Source organism: Rhizobium sp. P44RR-XXIV (assembly GCF_001999485.2).
Taxonomy (GTDB): domain Bacteria; phylum Pseudomonadota; class Alphaproteobacteria; order Rhizobiales; family Rhizobiaceae; genus Rhizobium.
The window spans coordinates 117,777-141,550 of sequence record NZ_MPVZ02000022.1; the positions used below are offsets into that span (position 1 = coordinate 117,777).

A 23,774-nucleotide genomic window follows, 5' to 3' on the forward strand; every position below is an offset into this window, starting at 1 on the left:
AGACGATGTCTCGTTTTTTCATCGACCGGCCGATCTTTGCCTGGGTTATCGCCATCGTCATCATGCTGGCAGGTGCCCTGTCCATCCTGACGCTGTCGATCTCGCAATATCCGCAGATCGCACCCACCACGGTCAGCATCAGCGCCACCTATCCCGGCGCTGATGCCGCCACCGTCGAAAACTCGGTGACCAAGGTCATCGAGCAGGGCATGACCGGCATCGACAATCTCGATTACATGACCTCGACGTCAACGGCGACGGGTCAGGCCTCGATCTCGGTGACCTTCACCAACAAGGCCGATCCGGACGTTGCGCAGATGCAGGTGCAGAACAAGCTGCAGCTGGTCACCGCGCAGTTGCCGCAGACCGTGCAGTCCACAGGCATCGTCGTTTCCAAGTCGACATCGAACTTCCTCATGGTCGTCGGCTTCGTGTCGACCGATAACAAGCTGAGCTCCAACGACCTTGCGGACTATGTTTCCAGCACGCTCAACGATACGCTGAAGCGCATCGACGGCGTCGGCAACACCCAGATCTTCGGTGCCGGCTACGCCATGCGCATCTGGGTCAATCCGGACAAGCTCGCCAAATACCAGCTGATGGTCAGCGACGTCACCGCCGCGATCCAGGCGCAGAACTCGCAGGTTTCGGCCGGCCAGCTTGGCGCGCTGCCGCAGCGCAAGGGCCAGCAGCTCAACGCGACCGTTACGGCCAAGAGCCGCCTGCAGACGCCTGAGCAGTTCGAAAACATCATCCTGAAGAGCCAGCCCGATGGCTCGCTGGTGCGCATCAACGATGTCGCCACCGTCGAGCTCGGCGCGTCGTCCTATACGACGGCAAGCACCTATAACGGCCATCCCTCGTCCGGTCTCGCCGTGATGCTCGCATCCGGCGCCAACGCCATCAGCACGGCGGAAGCGGTCAGGGCGACCATTAACAATCTCAGCCAGACCCTGCCGCCGAATGTCGAGATCGTCTATCCCTATGACACGACGCCGTTCGTCAAACTGTCGATCGAGGATGTGGTCAAGACGCTGCTTGAAGCCATCGTGCTCGTTTTCATCGTCATGTTCGTCTTCCTGCAGAACCTCCGCGCAACGCTGATCCCGACGCTCGCCGTCCCGGTCGTCCTGCTCGGCACCTTCGGGGTGCTGTCGCTGTTCGGATACTCGATCAATACATTGACCATGTTCGGCATGGTGCTCGCCATCGGTCTGTTGGTCGACGACGCCATCGTCGTGGTCGAAAACGTCGAGCGTGTGATGGAGGAAGAAGGATTGTCGCCGCGAGAGGCGACGATCAAATCGATGCAGGAAATCACCGGTGCCTTGATCGGCATCGCGACGGTTCTCTCGGCCGTGTTCATCCCGATGGCGTTCTTCTCCGGTTCTGTCGGCATCATCTACCGCCAGTTCTCGGTGACGATCGTCTCGGCAATGGTGCTCTCGGTCATCGTCGCCCTGATCCTGACGCCTGCCCTTTGCGCCACGCTTCTGAAGAAGCCGGCACACGGAGCCAAGGAACGCGGCGCGTTCGGCTGGTTTAACCGTAATTTCGAACGCGCAACACATCGCTACCAGCGCAGCGTCAACGGCATGATCCGCTATACCGCTGTCTTCCTGGTGATCTTCGTGTTGATCGGCGTCGGCGTCGCCGGCCTGTTCAACCGCCTACCCAGCTCGTTCCTGCCGGACGAAGACCAGGGCATCCTGCTGACGGCCATTCAGTTGCCGCCGGGTGCCACGGATTCGCGCACCTGGTCTGTGCTCAATCAGGTGAAGGACTACTATCTCAACACCGAGAAGGACTATGTCGACGGCGCATTCGCGGTCGCAGGCTTCGGCTTCAGCGGTCAGGGCCAGAACGTCGGTATCGTCTTCGTGAGATTGAAGGACTTCGACAAGCGCTCGACGCCGCAATCCAAGGCGCAGGCGATTGCCGGTCGCGCCATGGGTGCCTTCTCGAAGATCAAGGATGGCAGCGTATTCGCGTTGGCGCCGCCGGCAATCCCCGGTTTCGGCAGCTCCAGCGGCTTCGACTTCTTCATCAAGGACGTCAACGGCGCCGGCCATGCCGCGCTTATCGCCGCGCGCAACCAGTTGCTCGGCGCAGCCGGCAAGAGTCCGAAGCTCTTCGGCACGCGCCCGAACGGCCAGGAAGACACGCCACAATATTCCGTCAATATCGACCAGGAGAAGGCAAGCGCCCTCAATATCACCCTGTCCGATATCGACTCGACGCTGTCGACCGCCTGGGGCGGCACCTATGTCAACGACTTCATCGATCGCGGCCGCGTCAAGCCTGTCTACGTGCAGGCCGACAAGGATTTCCGCATGCAGCCAGAGGACTTCGGTCGCTGGTATGTGCGCAATTCCGGCGGCGATATGGTGCCTTTCTCCGCCTTCTCCAGCGGCGACTGGACCTACGGTTCGCCACGTCTGGAGCGCTATAACGGCTCCTCGGCTGTCGAAATCCAGGGTGCAGCAGCACCGGGTGTCTCGTCAGGCGACGCCATGAACGAGATCGACAAGATCATGGCGACCCTGCCGCCCGGCTTCAGCCATGAATGGACCAGCCTGTCCGCTCAGGAAAAGCTCTCCGGCAACCAGGCGACCCAGCTCTATGCCATCTCCATCCTCGTGGTGTTCCTGGCGCTCGCCGCCCTCTACGAAAGCTGGTCGATCCCGCTCGCCGTCATGCTGTCGGTGCCGATCGGCATCTTCGGCGCACTCCTGGCCGCAACCATCTTCGGACAGTCGAACGACGTCTACTTCAAGGTGGGTCTGCTGACGACCATCGGTCTGGCGGCCAAGAACGCCATCCTGATCGTCGAATTCGCCATCGAACAGCAGAACCAGGGCAAGGGCCTGATCGATGCGACGCTGGAGGCGGCAAGACAGCGCCTGCGGCCGATCCTGATGACGTCGCTTGCCTTCATCCTCGGCGTTCTGCCGCTGGCGATTGCCAATGGGGCGGGATCGGGCAGCCAGAACTCGATCGGTATCGGCGTCATGGGCGGCATGATCTCGGCCACCGTCCTCGGCGTCTTCTTCATCCCGCTGCTCTTCGTCTCAGTGCGCCGCATCTTCAAGGGCACGGTCAAGTCGACGGCATCGGTGACACCACCCGATGACGCGCCGACTACAGGTGCCGCACACTAAAGACATGCCCGCTCTCCTCGAAAGGGGAGCGGGCGCATCCACACAATATGGTTCAAATCAAAAGGGCTCCCGCAATGTCGCAGGAGCCCTTTTGATTTGATGTTACATCTGACTTGGGAAAGGGATCGCGGGGAGCACCCTGTCTGCATAGCCGCCGCGGAAGCGACCGTTCCGACATCAGCCAAGATGGCGGCTTCGGCGCGGAAACATGCGCCACCCTCCCCGCGACGCGATCAGCAGCTGCGATTGATATCTGCCAATCACTTAGGTGGGTGATGAAACAACCGGTGCCGCCGGCTGTGCTTTCGGCGACCATTTTGCATGCAGCTTGGCGAGCATCAGATAGATGATGGGCGTCGTGTAGAGCGTCAGCACTTGCGACACCACGAGACCGCCGACGATAGTGATGCCGAGCGGGCGACGAAGCTCCGAACCCGGGCCGGTCGCGATGATCAGCGGAATGGCGCCCATCAGCGCCGCCAGCGTCGTCATCAGGATCGGACGGAAACGCTTGAGGCACGCTTCATAGATCGCCTCGTCGGGCGGCAGGCCGAGCACACGTTCGCCCTGCAGGGCAAAGTCGACCATCATGATGCCGTTCTTCTTGACGATACCGATCAGGAGGATGATGCCGATGAAGGCGATAATCGTCAGTTCCGTACCGCTGATGACGAGCGCCAGCAGTGCGCCGAGGCCGGCGGAGGGCAGCGTCGAGATGATCGTCAGCGGATGCGCCAGGCTTTCATAGAGGATGCCGAGAACAATATAGACCGTCAGCAAAGCCGCCAGAAGCAGCAGCGGCTGACTGCCCGACGACTGCGAGACGCTCGCCGCATCGCCGGCGAAATCCGCATGCAGCGTATCGGGCAAGTGCATCTCAAGCACCGCCTTCTGGATGGCATCGTTCGCCACCTGCAACGGCGTATCGAGCGCCAGATTGTAGGAAATGGTCACCGAGGGATATTGCCCCTGGTGGTTGACCACCAGCGGGGCAAGCGTCCGGCTGATCGATGCGACAGCGCTGAGAGGGACCTGCGTGCCGCCCGAGGCCGGCACATAGAGCTTGGAGATATCATGCGGATCCAGAGCGTAGTTCGGATTCGCCTCCAGTACGACACGATACTGATTGCGCTGCGTATAGATCGTCGAAATCTGCCGCTGCGCGAAGGCATTGTTCAGCGCGGCATCGATGGACTGGATGTTGACGCCAAGCTGCGAAGCAAGACTCCGGTCGATATTCACGGTCGCCTGCAGACCGTTCGGCTGCCTGTCGGTCGCGACATCAGTCAGTCCCGGAAGGGCTTGCATGCGCTCCAGCACCTTCGGCGCCCAATCCACCAGCTCGTCGTAATTCGCACCCCAGAGCGTGAACTGATATTGCGACTGCGACTGGCGCGCACCGGCCCGGATATCGCCGGGCGAAAACAGGAATGTACTCAGCCCCGGAACGGCCATCAGCTGCTTGCGCAACCTGTTGATGACCTCGGCCGTCGACACCCGTTCCGATTCCGGCTTGAGCGAAATCAGAAGCTGCCCGCGATTGATGGAGCTGGAGAAGCCGCCGCCTCCGACGGAGGAACCAAGGCCCGAGACCGCGGGGTCCTTAGCGACGATATCCGCCGCCTGCTGCTGCAATTTGACCATGGCCGGATAGGAGATGTCGGTCGCAGCCTGCGTCCCGCCCTGAATAAACCCGGTGTCATCCTGCGGAATGAAACCCTTCGGCACCTTGACGTAGAGATAGGCCGTCATGACGACGCAAGCGATGATAACGAGCACGGATAGCACGCGATGATGCAGCACCGCCTTCAGCGTCCGGCCGTAGAAAGACGTGACAGCCCCGAGCGTTCCTTCGACGAGGCGGCCAAACGGGCCCGGTCGAGCATCGATGTCGTGCTGACGAAGGCGATGACCGCAGATCATCGGCGTCAACGTCAGCGACACCAGCGTCGAGACGACGATGGTGAAGCCGAGTGTCAGCGAGAAGGTCTGGAAGAAGCGCCCGACAATGCCGCCCATGAAGAACAGCGGGATGAAGGCAGCGAGCAGCGACAGGCTGATCGAAACAACAGTAAAGCCGATCTGCTTCGCCCCCTCGAGCGCCGCCTTCATCGGCTTCATGCCGGTTTCCAGATTGGCGTAGATATTCTCGATCATGACGATGGCATCGTCGACGACGAAGCCGACGGATACGGCAAGCGCCATCAGTGAGAGATTGTCGATCGACAATCCGAACAGCCACATCGCCGCAAAGGTTCCGGCCAGCGACAGCGGCACCGTCACGCCAGCTGCAAAGGTCGGCGTCGCGCGCCTGAGGAAGACGAAAACCACGCCCATGACCAGGCAGATGGTGGCAAGCAGCGTCCATTGCATGTCGTTGACGCTGGCGTGGATCGTCGTGGTGCGGTCGGAAAGGATGTCGATCTTGACGCCGGCGGGAATGAGCCGCTGCAGCTCCGGGATCAGTTCCTTGACGCCGTCGACGGTGGAAATGACGTTGGCATCGGCCTGTTTCGTGATGTTGAGCAGCACCGCCGGCTTGCCGTCATACCAGGCGTCGGAGCGGCTGTTGCGCACGCCCGGCTCGACGGTGGCAATATCGGAAAGACGCACGGCCGTACCGTCGCCGCTCTGAATGATGATACGTCCATAGGCTTCCGGCGTCCGCAACTGGCTGTTCACGGCAATGGAGAAGGCGCCGCTGGCGCCGTCGATGGAGCCGAAGGGGCCGAGCACATTGGCGTTGACGATCGCCGTGCGGACGGCGTCGAGCGACAGGCCCATGGCCGAGAGACGGTCGGGGTCGAGCCTCACGCGCACCGCCGGCTGATCCGCGCCGCTGACCGTCACGCCGCCAACGCCGTCCACTTGCGAGATACGCTGCACGACCACCGTATCCGCCGCATCATATATGGCGCTGGGTGCCACATTGTCCGAGGTCAGCGCCAGGATGAGGACAGGAGCTGCAGCCGGATTGATCTTGCGGAAGGACGGCAGGGTCGGCAGATCGCCTGGCAGGTCGGTCGCGGCAGCATTCAATGCCGCCTGCACATCCTGCGCCGCGCCATCGACGCTGCGTGAGAGATCGAACTGCACGATGATGGTGCTCGAACCGAGCGAGCTGACAGACGTCAGCTGCGTGACGCCGGCTATGGTGCCGAGATGCCGCTCCAAAGGAGCAGCAACGCTCGCCGCCATGCTGGCAGGATCGGCGCCGGGACGGCTGGAGGAGACGACGATGGTGGGCAGATCGACGGTCGGCAGGCTTGCGACCGGCAGAAAACGATAGGCGACGAAGCCGAGAATCATCAATCCGATCGCCAGAAGCGTCGTGCCAACAGGGCGTTTGACGAATGGCTCGGAGATGTTCATGTCTCGTCACCCGCCATTTCATTGATCTCGGGGCTGGGCATGCCGCTCGTCCGCCCCACGACGCGGGCCCGCAGGCTCTCGAAGGCCAGATAGATGACCGGCGTCGTATAGAGCGTCAGAAGCTGCGAAAGCACGAGGCCGCCGATGATGGTAATGCCGAGCGGAATGCGCAGTTCGGCGCCCGTGCCCTGCGCCAGCGCCAATGGAAGCGCGCCGAAGAGCGCTGCCAGTGTCGTCATCATGATCGGCCGGAAACGCAGGATCGACGCCTTGAGAATGGCCTCGCGCGGTGCAAGCCCCTCCTTGCGCTCCGCCTCCAGCGCGAAGTCGATCATCATGATTGCGTTCTTCTTGACGATACCCATCAAGAGCACGATGCCGATCAAGGCGATGATCGACAGATCCTGGCCGAACAGCATCAGCGCCAGCAGCGCGCCAACGCCCGCCGAAGGCAACGTCGAAAGGATGGTGATCGGATGCACGGCGCTCTCGTAGAGAAGGCCGAGCACGATATAGATCGTGACGACGGCGGCAAGGATCAACCAGGGTTCGCCGGCAAGCGATGAGGCAAACTCCTCGGCGTCACCGGAATATTTGCGCTGGATGTTGTCGGGCATGCCTATATCCCGCTCGGCCGCCTTGACCTCGGCCACCGCGTCGCTCAACGAAGCACCCTTGGCGATATCGAAACTGATGGTCACGGCCGGAAACTGTTCGTCATGGCTGATGACCAGCGGCGCCGTCGTAAAGGTGGCGTCGTGAAGGCATTAAGGGGAACCTGCGTATCGCTGGCGCCGGCAACATAGAGCTTGTCGAGCGATTTCGGATCCGATTGATATTGCGGCGCCGCCTCGAGGATGACGCGATACTGGTTTGCCTGCCCGTAGATCGTGGCGATCTGGCGCTGGCCGAAGGCATCATTCAGGGTATCGCTGACGGCCTGCATGGAAACGCCAAGCCGCGAGGCAGTCTCGCGGTCGACATCGACGAAGATGCGACCGCCACCCATTTCCACCTCGGAGGAGACATCGATCAGCTTCGGGCTTTCCTGCAGCCGCTGCGCCAGCTTGGCGGACCAATCGACGACCGTGGCCGTATCCGTACCGGTCAACGTATATTGATAGGGTGCCCGGCTTGCGCGGGTGCTGATCGAAATGTCGCGCACGCTCTGGAAGGTGACGTGGATGCCGGGCAGACCGGTGACCTCATCCCGCATCCGATCGATGATCTGATCGGCGGAGGCATCACGCTGGTTCCTCGGCTTTAGTACCAGGCTGAGATTGCCGGTGTTCAGCGTCAGATTGCTGGCGCTGGAACCGATGACGGCAACAACGCCGGTCACATCCGGATCCTTGCGCAGGCGGTCGGCAACGGTTGCCTGTATCTGCTTCATAGTCTCGAAGGACGTCGTCGGCTCGGCCTCGACGACGGCGGTGATCAGGCCGGTATCCTGGGCCGGCAGAAAGCCCTTCGGAATGATGATATAGAGCGCGACGGTCGCAGCCAGCGTTACCGCCGTCACCAAAAGCATGAGAGTGCTGCGGTCGACGGCCCAGACGAGACTGCGGCGGTAACCCTCGATCAGCCGCTCCATGAAATGGTCGGTGCCCGCCAGGATGCCGCCCTTGCGCTCTTTAGGCTTGCGCAGAATCCGGGCGCACATCATCGGCGTCAGCGTCAGCGAAACGACGGCCGAGACGACCACGGCAATGGTGAGCGTCAACGCGAATTCGCGGAACATGCGCCCGACGATCCCCGTCATGAACAGCAGCGGAATGAACACCGCCACCAGCGAGACGGTCAGCGATATGATGGTAAAGCCGATTTCGCCGGCGCCCTTCAGCGCCGCCTGCATCGGGTTCTCGCCCTCCTCGATATGGCGGGCGATGTTCTCGATCATGACGATGGCGTCGTCGACGACAAAGCCGGTGCCGATGGTGAGCGCCATCAGCGATAGATTGTCGAGGCTGAAACCGGCAAACCACATGACACCAAAGGTCGCAATCAGTGACAGCGGCAGGGCAACGCCGGCGATGAAGGTCGCCGTCACCGTGCGCAGAAAGAGCAATACGACGAGGATGACCAGCCCAATGCTGATGACCAAGGTCCACTGCACGTCATGGATCGAAGCGCGGATCGTCTCCGTGCGGTCGTTGACGATATCAAGGGAAACGCCGGCCGGCATGGCCTGCTTCAGCTTCGGAAGCTGCTTCAGCACATTCTCGACGGTTTGAATGACGTTGGCGCCCGGCTGGCGCATGATATCGAGAATGACGGCCGGCTGCCCCTGATACCAGGCGCCGACGCGATTATTCTCCAATCCTTCGACGACGGTCGCCACGTCCTTCAACTGCACCGGCGCGCTGTTGCGATAGGCGACGATGACAGACTTATAGATATTGGGGTCGACGATCTGGTCGTTGGCGGCGAGCGTGAAGCTCTGCTGGGTGCCATCCAGCGAGCCCTTTGCCCCGGCGACGCTGGCATTGGTGATTGCCGAGCGAATGTCTTCCAGAGCCAAGCCATAGGAGGCAAGGCGCGGAAGATCGACCTGAATGCGGATGGCGGGCTTGACGCCGCCCTGAATATTGACGTCGCCGACGCCGGAAACCTCACTCAGCCGCTGCGCCATCATCGTATCGGCGAAGTCGCTGAGTTCGCGGATCGAATAGCTGTTGGAGCGCAAGGCCAATGTCACGATCGGCGTATCGGCCGGGTTCACCTTCGAATAGGTCGGTGGGTAGGGAAGCGTGCGCGGCAGCGTCGACCCGGCGGCATTGATCGCCGCCTGCACGTCCTGCGCCGCCCCATCGATATCGCGGCCGAGATCGAATTGCAGGGTGATCTGGCTGATGCCGAAGGCGCTCGACGAGGTCATCGACGCCAGTGACGGGATCTGGCCGAGCGGCCGCTCCAGCGGCGCCGTCACCAGCGCCGCCATGGTATCGGGATCGGCGCCCGGCAGCTGCGTCGTCACCTGTATCGTCGGGAAATCCACCTGCGGCAGCGGCGCCACCGGCAGGAAGAGAAAGCCGAGAATGCCGCCCAGGAGAATCGCGACCCCGAGAAGCGAGGTTGCGATAGGCCGGCCAATGAAGAGCGACGAAACATTCATTGTTGCTGTGTCGGCGTTGCGGGGGCTGAGGCCGGAGGCGTGCCGGCGCTGGAATCCTTGCCCTGTTCGGCGCCGGCGGCATTCTGGCCGCGATGACCGCCATTGCCGCCCTGACCATTGTGCCGATGATGCTGTTGCTGGCCTCCGGCAGCGTTGTTTTGACCGCCTTGCGGATCGTTTTCCGCGACCGGCTGGCCCTGATCGTCCGCTGCCGGCGCATCCGGCGCAGCCTGAACGGGATTGGCCGAAATCTGTACTTTCGATCCATCCTGAAGCCGGGCAAAGCCCGTCGTCACCACCTTGTCGCCGGTGGCCACGCCATCGGTGATGACAGCCAGCGTGTCATCCTGCTGGCGCACCTTCACCGTCTTCATCGCAACGCTCTCATCCGGCTTGATGATGTAGACGAAGGTACCGTTCGGCCCACGCTGGACAGCAGCGCTCGGGATGACGATGACGTCCTTCAGCGTCTCGACAAGCAGACGGGCATTGATGAAGGCGCCGGGCCAAAGCGCCAGCTTGTCATTGGGAAAATTCGCCTTCAGCTTGACAGTTCCGGTCGTCGGATCGACCTGGTTGTCGACCACCTGGAGGTTACCATTGTCGACGACTGTTTCGCCGTCGTTGCCCATGGCCTGGACCGCAAGCGTTCCGGCCGCGTTGGCGGCATTGACGCGCGCAAGCTGCTGCTGCGGAATGGAAAACAGCACGGAAATCGGCTTGATCTGCGACAGCGTCACGATGCCGGTCGTGTCGCCGGAGCTTACGAGGTTGCCGATATCGACGTTGCGGATACCGGTGCGCCCATCGAAGGCTGCTTTGATCGTCGTATAGTCGAGCGTCGCCTGCGCGCTTTCTATGGCTGCCACATCGGCCTTGATCTGGGCCGTATATTGCGCCACCAGCGACGTTTGCGTGTCCACCTGCTGCTGCGTGCCCGAGGCGGTCTTCACCATAAGCTGATAGCGGGCAAGGTCACGCTGGGCGCCGGCCAGCAGGGCTTCGTCCTGCGCCTTCTTGGCAATCGCCTGATCGAGCTGCGCCTTGTAGACGGAATCGTCGATGCGGGCGATGACATCGCCCTTCTTGATGTCCTGGCCCTCGACGAAATCGATTTCGACGATTCTGCCGCTGACCTGCGCGCGCACCGTCACGGTATTCAAGGCCTTCACCGAGCCGACGCCATTGATGTAGACGGGCACGTCGGCCGTCTTTGCGTCAGCCGCCAGCACCGGAACCGGACCGCTGAACTGCGAAGCTCCGCGCCGTCCGCCGCCACCGCCCTGTCCTTGCCCGTTGCGACGCTGACCTTGAGCTTGCTGCGCGGGGGCCGAGGTATTCTGATAGCCAAGTAGCCGTTCGGCGCTGGCAAGCCACAGATCGCGAGTCGCGTAGGCGCCATAGCCCACCGCACCGATCACCGCCAACGACATTACGACCCGAAATGCACGAGCCATCAATCCACCTTCCTTCAAAGCCTCCGGCGATCGAAGATCCGCCGCTGTTTTATGGCGCGACTTTAGCTTGCATCGTGTCGCTTAGGAATTTGGTATAGCCATTAAATTTTGTCCATTTTTGCGGCGACTTAGCGAAATAATTTGTTACATTTTATAAAACTAGGGTTGTACTGGCAAAAGGTTGGTGCGGACGCAAGTTGCCGCTGTCTGCCGGATCAGAGCACACCCCAGCCGCGATAGCGCCCGCGGCCGGTCATCTCGCGCAAGCCGAGTTCGCTCACCAGATTGAGCGCGCCCCTCGGGGTGACGCCGACATGGCGGGCTATCATCTTCGCCGAGACGATCGGTCTCGACAGCACGATATCGATGACTTCGGGCAGGCTGCTGTTCGAACGCCGGTCTTTCAGTCGCAACTCCATCTGCAGCTTGGCGAGCGACAGGCGATCCAGCTCCTTGAGGCCCGAATCGGCCGAGAGTACCATGGCCTCCAGAAATGCTAACAGGCGTGTGATGCGATCCGATGAACGCCGACGGTCATGCCGGACGGCTTTGAGGCCGATATTCAGGCAGAACAGATGCGAGGTGATCTTGCCACGGCTGCGCAGATAGGCACTGACCAGCAGACCGCCGAGCCAATGCTGCCGCCTCAGCGGCTCGATCCGCTCCCACGCATCGAAAAGTACCGCCGCACCGAGCACCGGCGGCAGCATGTCGGCCTCGCGGATCACGGCGCGCCAGCTCTCCAGGCGCTCGTTTTCGTCCCAATCCACGTCGAGCACCAGGGCGAGCGGATCGTGGATCGTTTCCGGCTTGGTATCCGGAGCACCGCCATTCAGGATCTTGTCGGATCGGGCGAGGATGGCATCGATCTCGGCAAAATCGACGCCGAAGTCATCCTCCTCTTCCTCTTGTGCCTCGGACTCCGCAACCTCGATGGACGCCGGACGCCGCGGGACAGCGTCTTCGGCCTCGCCGGTATCGCCACGCAAGGCCGCAAGCCCGGCCGGCTCCAACCCCCAGGAAGGCTCCGCATTCCAGAGGCGTCGCCGGCTCCGCAGCACGGCGTGGGCAATCGTCAGCTCATGCGTCGGAGCACGGGCATCCATGCGCGCATCGTGCAGCACGAGGTCCTCGACATGCACCAGCTCGCCGCCGACCCAGAGCGCACCGGCGGCATCGAAAAAATGCCCGCGCTCGCGAAAGCCGTCTGCCACCATATGCCGGAGAACACGCTCATCCAGCCGCGCCAGCATGTCCTCTGCCTTAACGATGGCGGGCAGAAGCGTCGTCAACGGAAGAGTGGTCAAATCATATCGCATTGGAATCGCATCATTGAATCGGTCTTACGGAACCTATCACCGCTACAAGCTGCGAGATAGAAAGCGACCTCTGTAAACTGTGGACGGCAATTCCTATTTTTTGTCTTGACCTTCCAGTGACAGGAAGGTTCATAACCCTATCCAACGCTCCCTTCGGAGCAATGGAGTCTGACATGGCATTGCACGACGAACACGATCACAGCCATCATGGGCACGATCATCATCACCATCATGACGGCCAGCCGCAGGAGACGGTGACGCGCGACCCCGTTTGCGGCATGACGGTTGATCCGAATGCCGGCAAGCCGTCGCTCGATTATCAGGGCCGCACGTTCCATTTCTGCTGCAACGGCTGCAAGACCAAGTTCGAGGCGGCACCGGAAACCTATCTCACTGCCAAGGACCCGACCTGCGGCATGACGGTCGATCGCGCCACGGCACGCCATTTCCTGAAGCATGAGGGCGAGAAATTCTATTTCTGCTCGGCCGGCTGCAAGGCCAAGTTCGAGACGGATCCATCAGCCTATCTCAATGGCAACAGGCCCGCGCCAAAGCCGGTGCCGAAGGGCACGCTCTATACCTGCCCGATGCATCCCGAGGTCATCAGCGACCATGCCGGCGATTGCCCGAAATGCGGCATGGCACTTGAGCCCATGGGCGTGCCGGCCGCCGACGAGGGCCCGAACCCGGAACTGATCGATTTCACCCACCGTCTCTGGATCAGCGCCGCCCTCTCGGTGCCGCTGCTCGCCATCAGCATGGGCCCGATGGTCGGTCTACCCATCCGCGACTGGATCGGCGAACCCATCGCCACATGGATCGAACTCGTCCTGGCGACGCCGGTCGTGCTCTGGGCAGCCCTGCCCTTCTTCCGTCGCGCCTGGAATTCCCTTGTCAATCGCAGCCCGAATATGTGGACGCTGATCGGCCTCGGCGTCGGCACCGCCTATCTCTACAGCCTCGTCGCCACCCTCGCACCCGACCTGTTCCCCATGAGTTTTCGCGGCCATGGCGAAGCCATACCCGTTTACTTCGAGGCAGCATCGGTCATCGTCGCGCTGGTCTTCGTCGGCCAGGTGCTGGAACTGAAGGCGCGCGAACGCACCGGCTCGGCCATCCGCGCCCTGCTCGATCTCGCGCCGAAGACCGCCCGCCGCATCGGCGCCGACGGCAATGAAGTGGACGTACCGGTCGACGAGATCGCGGTCGCGACCGTTTGCGCGTCCGTCCTGGCGAGCGCGTGCCCGTCGACGGCACGGTCGCCGAAGGGCAGTCGACCATCGATGAATCGATGATCACGGGCGAACCTCTCCCGGTCGAAAAGACCAAGGGCGACGCATTGACCGGCGGCACCATCAACAAGAACGCTCGCTGATCCTGCTCGCCGAAAAGGTCGCGCCGATACGACGCTGTCGCGCATCGTCGAACTCGTCGCCAAGGCGCAGCGGTCGCGCGCGCCGATCCAGACGATGGTCGATCGTGTCTCCGCCGTCTTCGTGCCTGCCGTCGTCGCAGCTGCCGTCATCGCCTTTGCCGTCTGGACCTTTGTCGGGCCGGAACCGAGACTGGCGCATGCGCTGCTCGCCGCAGTCGCGGTGCTGATCATCGCCTGCCCCTGCGCGCTCGGACTGGCACGCCGATGTCGATCATGATCGCCACTGGCCGTGGCGCGCAGGAAGGCGTGCTGGTGCGTGACGCCGAGGCGCTGGAACGCTTCGCGAAGGTCGACACTTTGATCGTCGACAAGACCGGCACGCTCACCGAAGGCAAGCCGAACCTGACCGACATCGTCACGGCTGGCGGCATCGAGGAAGCTCGCCTGCTGTCGCTCGCCGCCAGCCTCGAGCGTGGCTCCGAACATCCGCTCGCCGAAGCCATCGTTGCCGGCGCCGAGGAGCGCGGAGCCCATTTCGTCGAGATCTCCGGTTTTGCGGCAACAACAGGCAAGGGCGTCGAAGGCCGCGCCGGCGAGACCAGCGTCGCACTCGGCAACGCCGCGATGATGGCCGGCCTCTCTGTCTCGACCGATGTATTGAAGTCCGAGACCGAACGCCTGCGCGGCGAAGGCAAGACCGTGATGTTCGTTGCCATCGACGGCAAGCTGGCCGGCCTCGTCGCCGTTGCCGACCGCACCAAGCCAACGACCGCAGCCGCGATCAAGGCGCTGCACGACAGCGGCCTGAAGATCGTCATGGCAACTGGTGACAACGGCAAGACCGCCGCCGCTGTCGCCACTCAGCTCGGCATCGACGAAGTGCGTGCCGATATGCTGCCCGAAGGCAAGAAGGCCTTGATCGACGAGCTGCGCGCCAGGGGCCATATCGTTGCCATGGCCGGCGACGGCGTCAATGACGCACCGGCACTTGCATCAGCCGATGTCGGCATCGCCATGGGCACGGGCGCTGATGTCGCCATGGAAAGCGCCGGCATTACGCTGGTGAAGGGCGATCTCAACGGCATCGTCCGGGCACGCCGCCTCTCGGCAGCAACGATCCGCAACATCAAGCAGAACCTGGCCTTTGCCTTCGGCTACAATGCGCTCGGCGTGCCGCTGGCCGCAGGCGTGCTCTATCCGATCTTCGGCCTGCTTCTGTCGCCGATGATTGCAGCCGCCGCCATGAGCCTGTCCTCGGTCTCGGTCATAGCCAATGCGCTGAGATTGCGGCTGGCAAAATAAGGAGAAAGCACATGAACATCGGCGAAGCATCCGGCCGCTCCGGCCTTCCGGCCAAGACCATCCGCTACTATGAGGATATCGGCCTCATCCGTCCCGACCGCAGCGACAACGGCTATCGCGACTATCGCGCCGACGACGTGCATAAGCTGCGCTTCCTGCATCGCTCGCGCGGCCTCGGCTTCTCGGTCGAGGAGTGCCGGCAGCTGCTGGCGCTTTACGAAGACAAGAGCCGCGCCAGCGCCGACGTCAAGGATATCGCCAGCACCAAGCTTGTCGAAATCGACCGCAAGATCCGCGAACTCACGGAACTGCGCCGCACGCTGGAACACCTCGTGCACGCCTGCCACGGCAATGAGCGGCCGGATTGCCCGATTCTGGAGGAGCTGTCGGAGGGGTGAGGATACCACGCCCTCGTGGTTCGAGACGGCCCTCTGGGCCTCCTCACCATGAGGGCTAACCTTCTCGGGAACGGCATGGTTATTCCGCCTCATCCTGAGGAGATCAGCCGATGAAGCGATAGCGGAAACGGTTGAGCCTCGAAGGACGAGGCGGGTCGATATCTCCTATGTATCGACACCTCAAATGTCCAATGCCAATATCCGAATGTCCAACAAGTCAAACGGATAAGGAATGAGTAGAGATCGTTTTCAACTAAAGCGGCAGAACGACGATTTGATCTATACATTTCATCGCAAGCGGCTGCCCGATGGAACGATTGGCTACCAGCGTGAAGACATTGATCTATGGATCAGATTTCGTCCCGCCTTTGGTTGGGGTGCTTGGGACAGCGACGACCGAACCTTGCTCGGCAGGCCCTGGAATATACCGTTTGCGGACCAAGATGCCGACAATCCACCACAAGGCGAATGGGTGAGCAAAAAAGGCTCTAAATCTTACGTCTACGAACTGGTCTATCTCTAACAACAGCGAGCTGGGTACTCACCCAACCCGCTCCACCGCAATGGCCGTCGCCTCGCCGCCACCGATGCAGAGCGCTGCGATGCCGCGTCTCGAGCCCTGGCGCTCAAGCGCATGCAGCAGCGTCACGATCAGCCGCGCACCCGTCGCGCCGATAGGGTGGCCGAGCGCGCAGGCGCCGCCATTGACGTTGAGGCGATCGCGCGCAATGCCGAGATCCTTGGCGGCGGCCATGGCGACGACGGCAAAGGCCTCGTTGATCTCGAAGAGATCGACATCGCCGACCTTCCAGCCTGTCTTATCAAGCACCTTGCGGATCGCGGGGATCGGCGCCGTGGTGTACCAGGCCGGCTCTTGCGAATGGGTGGCATGCGCCTTGATTTCGGCAAGGATCGGCAAGCCCTCGCGCTCGGCGACCGAACGGCGTGTCAGGATGAGCGCGGCGGCGCCATCGGCGTTGGCCGAGGCGCTGGCAGCCGTGATGGTGCCATCCTTGCGGAAAGCGGGCTTCAGGGTCGGGATCTTTTCCGGCGAAACCTTTTGCGGATGCTCGTCCTTGGCAATCGTCACGGGACCGCCCTTGGCAGCCACCGAGATCGGGGTGATCTCGGCCCCGAAGGCGCCGTTCTCACCCGCGGCGCGGGCGCGCGACAAGGTCTCCACGGCATAAGCATCCTGATCGTCGCGGGTGAACTGGTAGGCCTCTACCGCCATTTCGCCGAAGTCGCCCATGGAGCGGCCCTTCTCGTAGGCATCTTCCAGCCCGTCGAGCATCATGTGGTCGAAGATACGGTCATGGCCCATGCGATAACCGCCTCGCGCTTTGGCGAGCAGATAGGGCGCGTTCGACATCGATTCCATGCCGCCTGCCACCACGATCGAGGCCGAGCCGGCGAGCAGCAGATCATGCGCCAGCATGGTCGCCTTCATGCCCGAACCGCAGACCTTGTTGATCGTCGTCGCGCCGACGGCATCCGGCAGGCCAGCCCCGCGTGCGGCCTGCCGGGCCGGCGCCTGCCCTTGCCCTGCGGGCAGGACGCAGCCGAACAATACTTCATCCACCCGATCAGCCGACAACCCGGCGCGCTCCAGCGCAGCGCGGATGACATGCGCACCAAGCTCAGGCGCCTGCAAGGATGAGAGTTCTCCCTGAAAACGGCCGAGCGGCGTGCGCGTGGCGGAAACGATGACAACGGGATCGATAGCGGACATGACATCTCCTCACAATGTACAGACGGTAACCTTGTGCTCTATTGCTAGCACGATAGATGACGATCGTCATCTAAATATCGCAGGAGATCGGCTGCTTAAATCGCCCTTCACCCGCTGACAGCAAAAGACGCGATTGCCTCTACGAGGGACATACCGTAAGGATATCCCTTTATATAAAAATGGATATCCGATGCCACTTTATATCAAAGATGATGCCATCGACCGGCTGGCGCGCCGTTATCAGGCGCTGACCAAGGCACCGACCAAGACCGAAGCCGTGAGGCTGGCGCTTCAGAAGGCGCTGGATGAGGAACTGACCAAGCCGGCCCTTGCCGATATCGCCGTCACCTTCTGCCGCAATCTCAAGCAGAAGGCTTCCACCAAAGCCGATAATACGGCAGGGGAAGTCTGATGTTCATCGATCACACTGTCCTGTCGGCAATGATGACCGACGAGGAGGAGGCCCGTGCCTTCGCCAACCGCATGCAATCAGCAACGGCGCGAATGACGTCACCGCTCGAGGCGGTGCATGCGGCAATCGAGATATCAGAAATGCTCGGCCTGCCGCCAACCGAAGCCGGCGAAGCGGTGCGCACTTTTCTGCAGTTGATGAATATCCAGCATCTCGCGGTGCCGCCGCGCGCCGCCTTTCTGGCGGCAGAAGCCTATGAGCGCTACGGCCAAGGCGGCCATACGGCGCGCCTCAGCCTCGACGATTGCATGACCTATGCCTGCGCTCGCTATTATCGCCAGCCGCTATTGTCGAAAAGCGGCCGGTTCACTCAAACCGATATCGAATTGGCCTAAGCCATTCGCTGACCTGTTGCCATCAAGGGCAAAGCGAGGCCGAACCTGACGAAAATGCGCTCGCGCGCGCGCCGACGGAATTCGGTGCGGCAGCGCATTGCAGCCGAGACATCGTGTCGCCGGCGCGAATAGGGCCGGTTACCGACGGATCGGTGTTGATCGTGCCGTCCGGAAGGATCGCGTCCTTCGAGTGGTCGACATTGCCGACATCGGTCTGAACCGCCTCGACCTTGACGCGCTTGGGATGATGCTTGTGCACCTGTTCTGCCATGGCAGCGCTGGACATGCCGATGACGACAGCCGAAATGGCGAGAGTTTTGAGCAGCATCAGACTGCCTCCTGTAGGGGTTGAAGCTCTATTCATATGGGAACTGGTTAGCCGATTTACAGCGACTTGTATCCCAATATCGTTAAGAGTTTGAAGGTTTTGATGATGTGTTGATTTTGTGCCGCGACACCTCCGCCCCGGCATCGTGCGGAAGGCTGATGAAACGCAGCGAAGACACCGCACCGATCAGGGCGACGACGATGAAAGCCCAGCGGAAATCGATGAGGGAAAGCACCTCTCCGCCATGGAGGGTGCGCGAAAGGTTGAGAACGGCAGCCGCGACCGCGACACCGAGCAGCAGCGATACCTGCTGCAGCATGCTGGAAAGGGTCGAGGCAGAACTGCGCTGGGACGCGTGAATATCGGCAAAGCCGAGCGTATTCAGCGCGGTGAAATTCATCGACCGCGAAAGACCGGCGGCCAGCAGCACGCAATAGATCAGCCAGTTCGATGTCGATGGCGACACGAATGCGAAACCGCCGATGCAGGCGGACGAGATCAGGCCATTCACGACCAGTACGTTGCGAAAGCCGAAAGCCCTCAGCATCTGCGTCGTGATCGCCTTCATGCCGAGATTGCCGGCAAAATAGAACAGAAGATAGGTACCGGCGTCGATCGCGCTCTGGCCGAAGCCCACCTGGAAGAGCAGCGGCAGCAGAAAGGGCGTGGCGTTGATCGCCACCCGGCTCGCCGTTCCGGCCGATAGCGTCGACATGGCGAAAGTCTGAATCTTGAAGGCGGAGAGATCGAGCAGGGGCGCATCCACCCGCATGAAATGCCGGGTGGCGATGACGGAGAAGACCACGCCGACGGCAATCAAGCCGACGCTGGCAACGAGAGCGGTCGTACCCTGGACGACGAATTCGAGACCGGCGAGCAGAAAGGTCAATCCTGCCGCCGACTGGAGGAAGCCGACGAAATCGAGCGGCGCCACCTTCTCCTCGCGCTGGTCCGGCACGTAGCGCAGGACGAGGCCGAGCCCGATGATGCCGATCGGCAGGTTGATCAGGAAATTCCAGTGCCAGCTGAGATAGGTGGTGATGAAACTGCCGAGCACGGGGCCGATGACGGGCGCCGTCAGCGCCGGCCAGGTAATCATCGACATGGCATGCACGAGATCCGACTTGCGGGCATTCTTCAAGACGATGATGCGCCCCACGGGCGTCATCAGTGCGCTGCCGATACCCTGCACGGCTCGGGCAATGACGAACTCCGTCAGATTGCCGGAAAGGCCGCAAAACAGCGACGCCACCGTGAAGATGGTGATCGACGCCAGAAACACCCGCCGGGCGCCGTAGCGATCACCCGCCCAGCCGGCGAGCGGCACGAAAGCCGCCATCGTCAGCAGATAGACCGTGATGCCGATGCTCATCGACACCGGCTCGACGCCGAATGTGCTCGCCATCTGCGGCAGTGACGTCGTGACGATGGTGCCGTCGAGGATCTGCATGAAGAAGGCGACGGCAACGACAAAGGCAATGATACGAGACTGCCGGCCGAAACTGGTCTCGGAAGGCTGCTCTGTAGTCCGGACAACGGTCATGGCATGGTATTTCAGAGGATGGTGTTATGGGGTGGCCGGGCTCGCCCGACAGCAATCATGGGATCAATGAATACGCCCATCACTGCGACTTGCAAAGCCGCAAACCCGCGCCGGATCCATCAAAAATTGACACCGTTACATAAGAAAACGCGATCCTCGCCGGCTTTCTTCGCTGGAATCACTGACGCCTCACGATCGTCTGGACGTCAATCGTCGGAATAACGCTGCTCGCGCCAGGGATCGCCATACATGTGGTAGCCGTTCTTTTCCCAGAAGCCGGCCCTGTCGGCGCCGATCAGCTCAATACGGCTCAGCCACTTGGCGCTCTTCCAGAAATAGAGGTGCGGCACGACGAGACGCATCGGCCCGCCATGCTCGCGCGTCAGCGGCTGGCCTTCCCAGGCTGTGGCAAGGATAGCGTCTTCGGCGGCAAAATCTGATAGCGGCAGATTGGTGGTATAGCCGTCATAGCTGGTCAGCAGCACATGATGTGCCTCGGCCGTCGGCATGGCGAGATCAAGGAGATCACGCGTCGAAACCCCTTCCCAGCGATTGTCGTAGCGCGACCAGGTCGTCACGCAATGGATGTCGCTGACACGGGTGCTTTGCTCGATTGCCTGAAAAGCAGCCCAATCGAGGCTGAGCCGCTTTTCCACGAAGCCAAATACATCGAGCCGCCAGCTCGACAGTGAGACATGCGGCTGCTCCCCGAGATCAAGCACCGGCCAGTTTTTCACGAGATGCTGCCCCGGCGGCAGCCGCTCGGTCTCGGGCCGGCTGATGCGCCCGGTCAGAAACTTGCCTTCAGCAGCCCAGCGGCGCTTAGAGGTGGTGAGCTTGTTATCGGTAGGGATCTGATCGTCGCTCATAGAGGCATCCTTGGAAAAGCTCGCCATTGGAGCGCCGGAGAGGTTCGGGTGTCAAGAAGATCAACCCAACTCAAGGACAGGAATGTGCTTTCCTGAAGTCCTTAGACTCTAACGTTGCATAGTGGTATTGGTGGTGCCGCGTTTCAATCTTGGCGGTCAGTTTGCCTTGCTTAGCGATGAATTTCTCTATGACGATGTAGCCGTTCATCGTGTCCATGAGATCCGCTATTCCAAGTTTGCGGCGATACGCGCAACTATAGCGGTTTTCACAATAATAGCCCTCCTTGTGGGGCTGTTAGTTGCAACCCGTAATGAAAATTCGGATGCACTAATTTGGCGGTTTCGTGCGAACGAAGTCGTGCTTCTCGTTATATTTTGCGCGGCAGCGATAGAGCGCGTTCCGATCTATATTCGCCGAAATTACGCTGATCCGGTCATCGTTATTGGCCCAGACGGCATTCAAGACAGACGCATCACTACCGCTGTCATTCCTTGGGCTAATATCGCAAACGCCGACCGAATATCGGGCGGCAAAATATCAGGGTGCCTTACACTTCACTTGATAGCGAATGATATGTCGCTCGCCGGGCCAGCGGTAAAATTCACGAAAAATGCTTCGGGTATCCAGGAGACTGAAGTTCAGATCAAAGGCGACCTGTTCGACCGGCGCTATTCAGACATCCACAACATAGGGATGGCGTTCTATCGAGCCCATCACTTCGGCTGGCTATCTTCGCCTAGCGACGACGATTGGCCTGGATATCAATCTGAAACAGCTCCGCTTTTCCGGAAACGTCTACTTCCGGCCCACCCGCTTCCAGAAGCAGGCAATCCAATGCCGAAAGCGAAAGCCTGGAGACGTCGGCGTGGCCACGATGGCAAAGGATAAGGCTGACCCCGCCACGAGGGGCGAGCTTGATGGTCCCGTCAACCGAAACACGCCGCACCGAATGCGTAAAGCGTCCACGCCGCGTCATGATGTTTAGATCGATGATGGTGCCGTCGATCAAGGTCGCGGAAGTCGGCGCATCCGCCGCAAAGGGCAGCGGGTCGCTTGCCTGCGTCAGGCGCTCCGGTTCGCGACCCTCGATGAAGAGGGTCATGCCCTCTCCCTCGAGAATGGATAGCGTACGATCGATGCCTGGAAAGACCGAGAACGGCCCATCCGTGGCAACGGTCGCCATGCTGACGCGCCAGTCGAAGTCGGCAAGCCCCACGCCGTCGGGCGAAACGGCGATCTCCACCGTTTCACCGCCGCCGTTTTTCCAGGGCATGCGCTTGTGGTCACTGGCGCGCAGCAGTTTCATCTTCAGTTCCCCAGGATGGCCGGCAGGCGCAGGCCCTGCTCCTTGGCGCAATCGATGGCGATGTCGTAGCCGGCATCGGCATGGCGCATGACGCCGGTCGCCGGGTCGTTCCAGAGAACGTTTCCGAGGCGGCGGGCTGCATCATCCGTGCCGTCGGCGCAGATGACCATGCCGGAATGCTGGCTGAAGCCCATGCCGACGCCGCCGCCGTGATGCAGCGACACCCAGGTGGCGCCCGACGCGGTGTTAAGCAGGGCGTTGAGCAGCGGCCAGTCGGAAACGGCATCCGAGCCGTCCTTCATGGCTTCCGTCTCGCGGTTCGGCGAGGCGACCGAACCGGAGTCGAGATGGTCGCGGCCGATGACGACAGGCGCCTTCAGCTCGCCATTCCTGACCATTTCGTTGAAGGCGAGGCCGAGGCGATGGCGATCGCCGAGACCGACCCAGCAAATGCGCGCCGGCAGGCCCTGGAAGGCAATGCGCTCGCGCGCCATATCAAGCCAGTTGTGCAGATGGGTGTTGCCCGGGGTGAGTTCCTTCACCTTGGCGTCGGTCTTGTAGATATCTTCCGGATCGCCCGAGAGAGCAGCCCAACGGAAGGGACCGATGCCGCGGCAGAACAGCGGACGGATATAGGCCGGCACGAAGCCCGGGAAGGCGAAGGCGTTTTCAAAACCTTCATCCTTGGCGACCTGGCGGATGTTGTTGCCGTAGTCGAGCGTCGGTACGCCGGCATTCCAGAAATCGACCATGGCTTCGACATGAACGCGCATCGAAGCGCGGGCGGCAGCTTCGACGGCCTTCGGATCGCTTTCGCGCTTGGCCTTGTGCTCGGCCACCGTCCAACCGGCCGGCAGATAGCCGTTCAGCGGGTCGTGAGCGGAAGTCTGGTCGGTGACGATATCCGGACGTGGACCGCCAGCCTTCATGCGCTTCACCAGTTCGGGGAAGATTTCAGCGGCATTGCCGAGCAGGCCGACGGACTTGGCTTCGCCAGCCTTCGTCCACTTGTCGATCAGGGCCAACGCTTCATCGAGCGTCTTTGCCTTTTCGTCGACGTAACGGGTGCGCAGGCGGAAATCGATGCGGGTTTCGTCGGACTCGACGGCGATGCAGCAGGCGCCGGCCATGACGGCTGCGAGCGGCTGTGCGCCGCCCATGCCGCCGAGACCGCCGGTCAGGATCCACTTGCCCTTGAGGTTGCCATTATAATGCTGGCGGCCGGCTTCCACGAAGGTCTCGTAGGTGCCCTGCACGATGCCCTGCGTGCCGATGTAGATCCACGAGCCGGCCGTCATCTGGCCGTACATCGCAAGGCCCTTCTTATCCAGCTCGTTGAAGTGATCCCAGGTTGCCCAATGCGGCACGAGGTTGGAGTTGGCGATCAGCACGCGCGGCGCATCCTTGTGGGTGCGGAACACGCCGACCGGCTTGCCGGATTGCACCAGCAGCGTCTCGTCTTCGTTGAGCGTCTTCAACGTCGCGACGATACGGTCGAAATCGTCCCAGGTACGGGCGGCGCGGCCGATGCCGCCATAGACGACCAGCTCGTTCGGGTTTTCCGCAACGTCGGGATCGAGGTTGTTCATCAGCATGCGCAGCGGCGCTTCCGTCAACCAGCTCTTAGCGTTGAGCTCCGTGCCGCGTGGTGCGCGAATTTCGCGGATATTATGGCGTGGGTTGGTCATG

At 61.5% G+C, this 23,774-nt stretch carries 14 protein-coding genes and 2 pseudogenes; 6 read left to right on the top strand and 10 right to left on the bottom strand.

All coding sequences use genetic code 11. The features are described from left to right. Positions 1–5: 5 nt before the first annotated feature. On the top strand, positions 6–3,161 hold the full coding sequence (locus BSK43_RS02485) for an efflux RND transporter permease subunit (RefSeq protein WP_077470792.1): 3,156 nt from the start codon (positions 6–8) through the stop codon (positions 3,159–3,161). Positions 3,162–3,425: 264 nt separating this feature from the next. Here BSK43_RS02485 and BSK43_RS02490 read toward each other — a convergent pair whose 3' ends face one another. From BSK43_RS02490 to BSK43_RS02505, 4 genes and pseudogenes are all read right to left on the bottom strand, one after another. Then, positions 3,426–6,533, bottom strand: a complete 3,108-nt coding sequence (locus BSK43_RS02490; RefSeq protein WP_077470793.1) for an efflux RND transporter permease subunit — start codon at positions 6,531–6,533, stop codon at positions 3,426–3,428. Beyond that, positions 6,530–9,648, bottom strand: a pseudogene (locus BSK43_RS02495) (efflux RND transporter permease subunit). The gene BSK43_RS02490 and the pseudogene BSK43_RS02495 overlap by 4 nt, the downstream one beginning before the upstream one ends. Continuing rightward, positions 9,645–11,105 carry an efflux RND transporter periplasmic adaptor subunit gene (locus BSK43_RS02500; protein WP_077470794.1) on the bottom strand — a complete coding sequence of 487 codons (1,461 nt, stop codon included), beginning with the start codon at positions 11,103–11,105 and terminating at the stop codon, positions 9,645–9,647. The pseudogene BSK43_RS02495 and the gene BSK43_RS02500 overlap by 4 nt, the downstream one beginning before the upstream one ends. A gap of 215 nt (positions 11,106–11,320) precedes the next feature. Next, complete coding sequence (locus tag BSK43_RS02505; RefSeq protein ID WP_077470795.1) at positions 11,321–12,424, bottom strand: RHE_PE00001 family protein; 1,104 nt, start codon at positions 12,422–12,424, stop codon at positions 11,321–11,323. Between the two features lie 173 nt (positions 12,425–12,597). Between BSK43_RS02505 and BSK43_RS02510 the strand changes: the two are divergent. The 3 genes and pseudogenes from BSK43_RS02510 to BSK43_RS02520 all read left to right on the top strand — a co-directional run bounded on the left by BSK43_RS02510 (position 12,598) and on the right by BSK43_RS02520 (position 16,022). After that, positions 12,598–15,101, top strand: a pseudogene (locus tag BSK43_RS02510) (heavy metal translocating P-type ATPase). 11 nt (positions 15,102–15,112) lie between these two features. After that, a complete protein-coding gene (cueR, locus tag BSK43_RS02515) occupies positions 15,113–15,499 on the top strand; it encodes a Cu(I)-responsive transcriptional regulator (RefSeq protein ID WP_077470796.1) in 387 nt (128 codons plus the stop codon). A gap of 232 nt (positions 15,500–15,731) precedes the next feature. Further along, positions 15,732–16,022, top strand: a complete 291-nt coding sequence (locus BSK43_RS02520) for a hypothetical protein (protein WP_077470797.1) — start codon at positions 15,732–15,734, stop codon at positions 16,020–16,022. An 18-nt stretch (positions 16,023–16,040) separates the two neighbouring features. Here the strand turns inward: BSK43_RS02520 and BSK43_RS02525 are convergent, their stop codons facing one another. After that, positions 16,041–17,231, bottom strand: a complete 1,191-nt coding sequence (locus BSK43_RS02525) for an acetyl-CoA C-acyltransferase (protein WP_077470798.1) — start codon at positions 17,229–17,231, stop codon at positions 16,041–16,043. A gap of 190 nt (positions 17,232–17,421) precedes the next feature. Here BSK43_RS02525 and BSK43_RS02530 point away from each other — a divergent pair, with 190 nt between their 5' ends. Both BSK43_RS02530 and BSK43_RS02535 read left to right on the top strand, forming a co-directional pair. Further along, positions 17,422–17,643, top strand: a complete 222-nt coding sequence (locus BSK43_RS02530; RefSeq protein ID WP_077470799.1) for a type II toxin-antitoxin system VapB family antitoxin — start codon at positions 17,422–17,424, stop codon at positions 17,641–17,643. Then, positions 17,643–18,038 carry a type II toxin-antitoxin system VapC family toxin gene (locus BSK43_RS02535; protein WP_077470800.1) on the top strand — a complete coding sequence of 132 codons (396 nt, stop codon included), beginning with the start codon at positions 17,643–17,645 and terminating at the stop codon, positions 18,036–18,038. The genes BSK43_RS02530 and BSK43_RS02535 overlap by 1 nt, the downstream gene beginning before the upstream one ends. 22 nt (positions 18,039–18,060) lie before the next feature. On the opposite strand, the gene BSK43_RS02540 is transcribed toward BSK43_RS02535, so the two are convergent. The 5 genes from BSK43_RS02540 to hutU form a co-directional block, all read right to left on the bottom strand. Further along, complete coding sequence (locus tag BSK43_RS02540) at positions 18,061–18,366, bottom strand: hypothetical protein (RefSeq protein WP_077470801.1); 306 nt, start codon at positions 18,364–18,366, stop codon at positions 18,061–18,063. Between the two features lie 82 nt (positions 18,367–18,448). Next, the gene (locus BSK43_RS02545; protein ID WP_077470802.1) at positions 18,449–19,909 is read right to left on the bottom strand and encodes an MFS transporter; all 1,461 of its coding nucleotides are present in this window, start codon (positions 19,907–19,909) and stop codon (positions 18,449–18,451) included. Between the two features lie 206 nt (positions 19,910–20,115). Then, positions 20,116–20,778 (bottom strand): sulfite oxidase-like oxidoreductase, encoded by a 663-nt coding sequence (locus BSK43_RS02550; protein ID WP_077470803.1) that lies wholly within the window; start codon positions 20,776–20,778, stop codon positions 20,116–20,118. A gap of 737 nt (positions 20,779–21,515) precedes the next feature. After that, on the bottom strand, positions 21,516–22,085 hold the full coding sequence (locus tag BSK43_RS02555; RefSeq protein WP_077470804.1) for a HutD family protein: 570 nt from the start codon (positions 22,083–22,085) through the stop codon (positions 21,516–21,518). A 2-nt stretch (positions 22,086–22,087) separates the two neighbouring features. Next, complete coding sequence (hutU, locus tag BSK43_RS02560; protein WP_077470805.1) at positions 22,088–23,773, bottom strand: urocanate hydratase; 1,686 nt, start codon at positions 23,771–23,773, stop codon at positions 22,088–22,090. Between the last annotated feature and the right edge of the window lies 1 nt (position 23,774).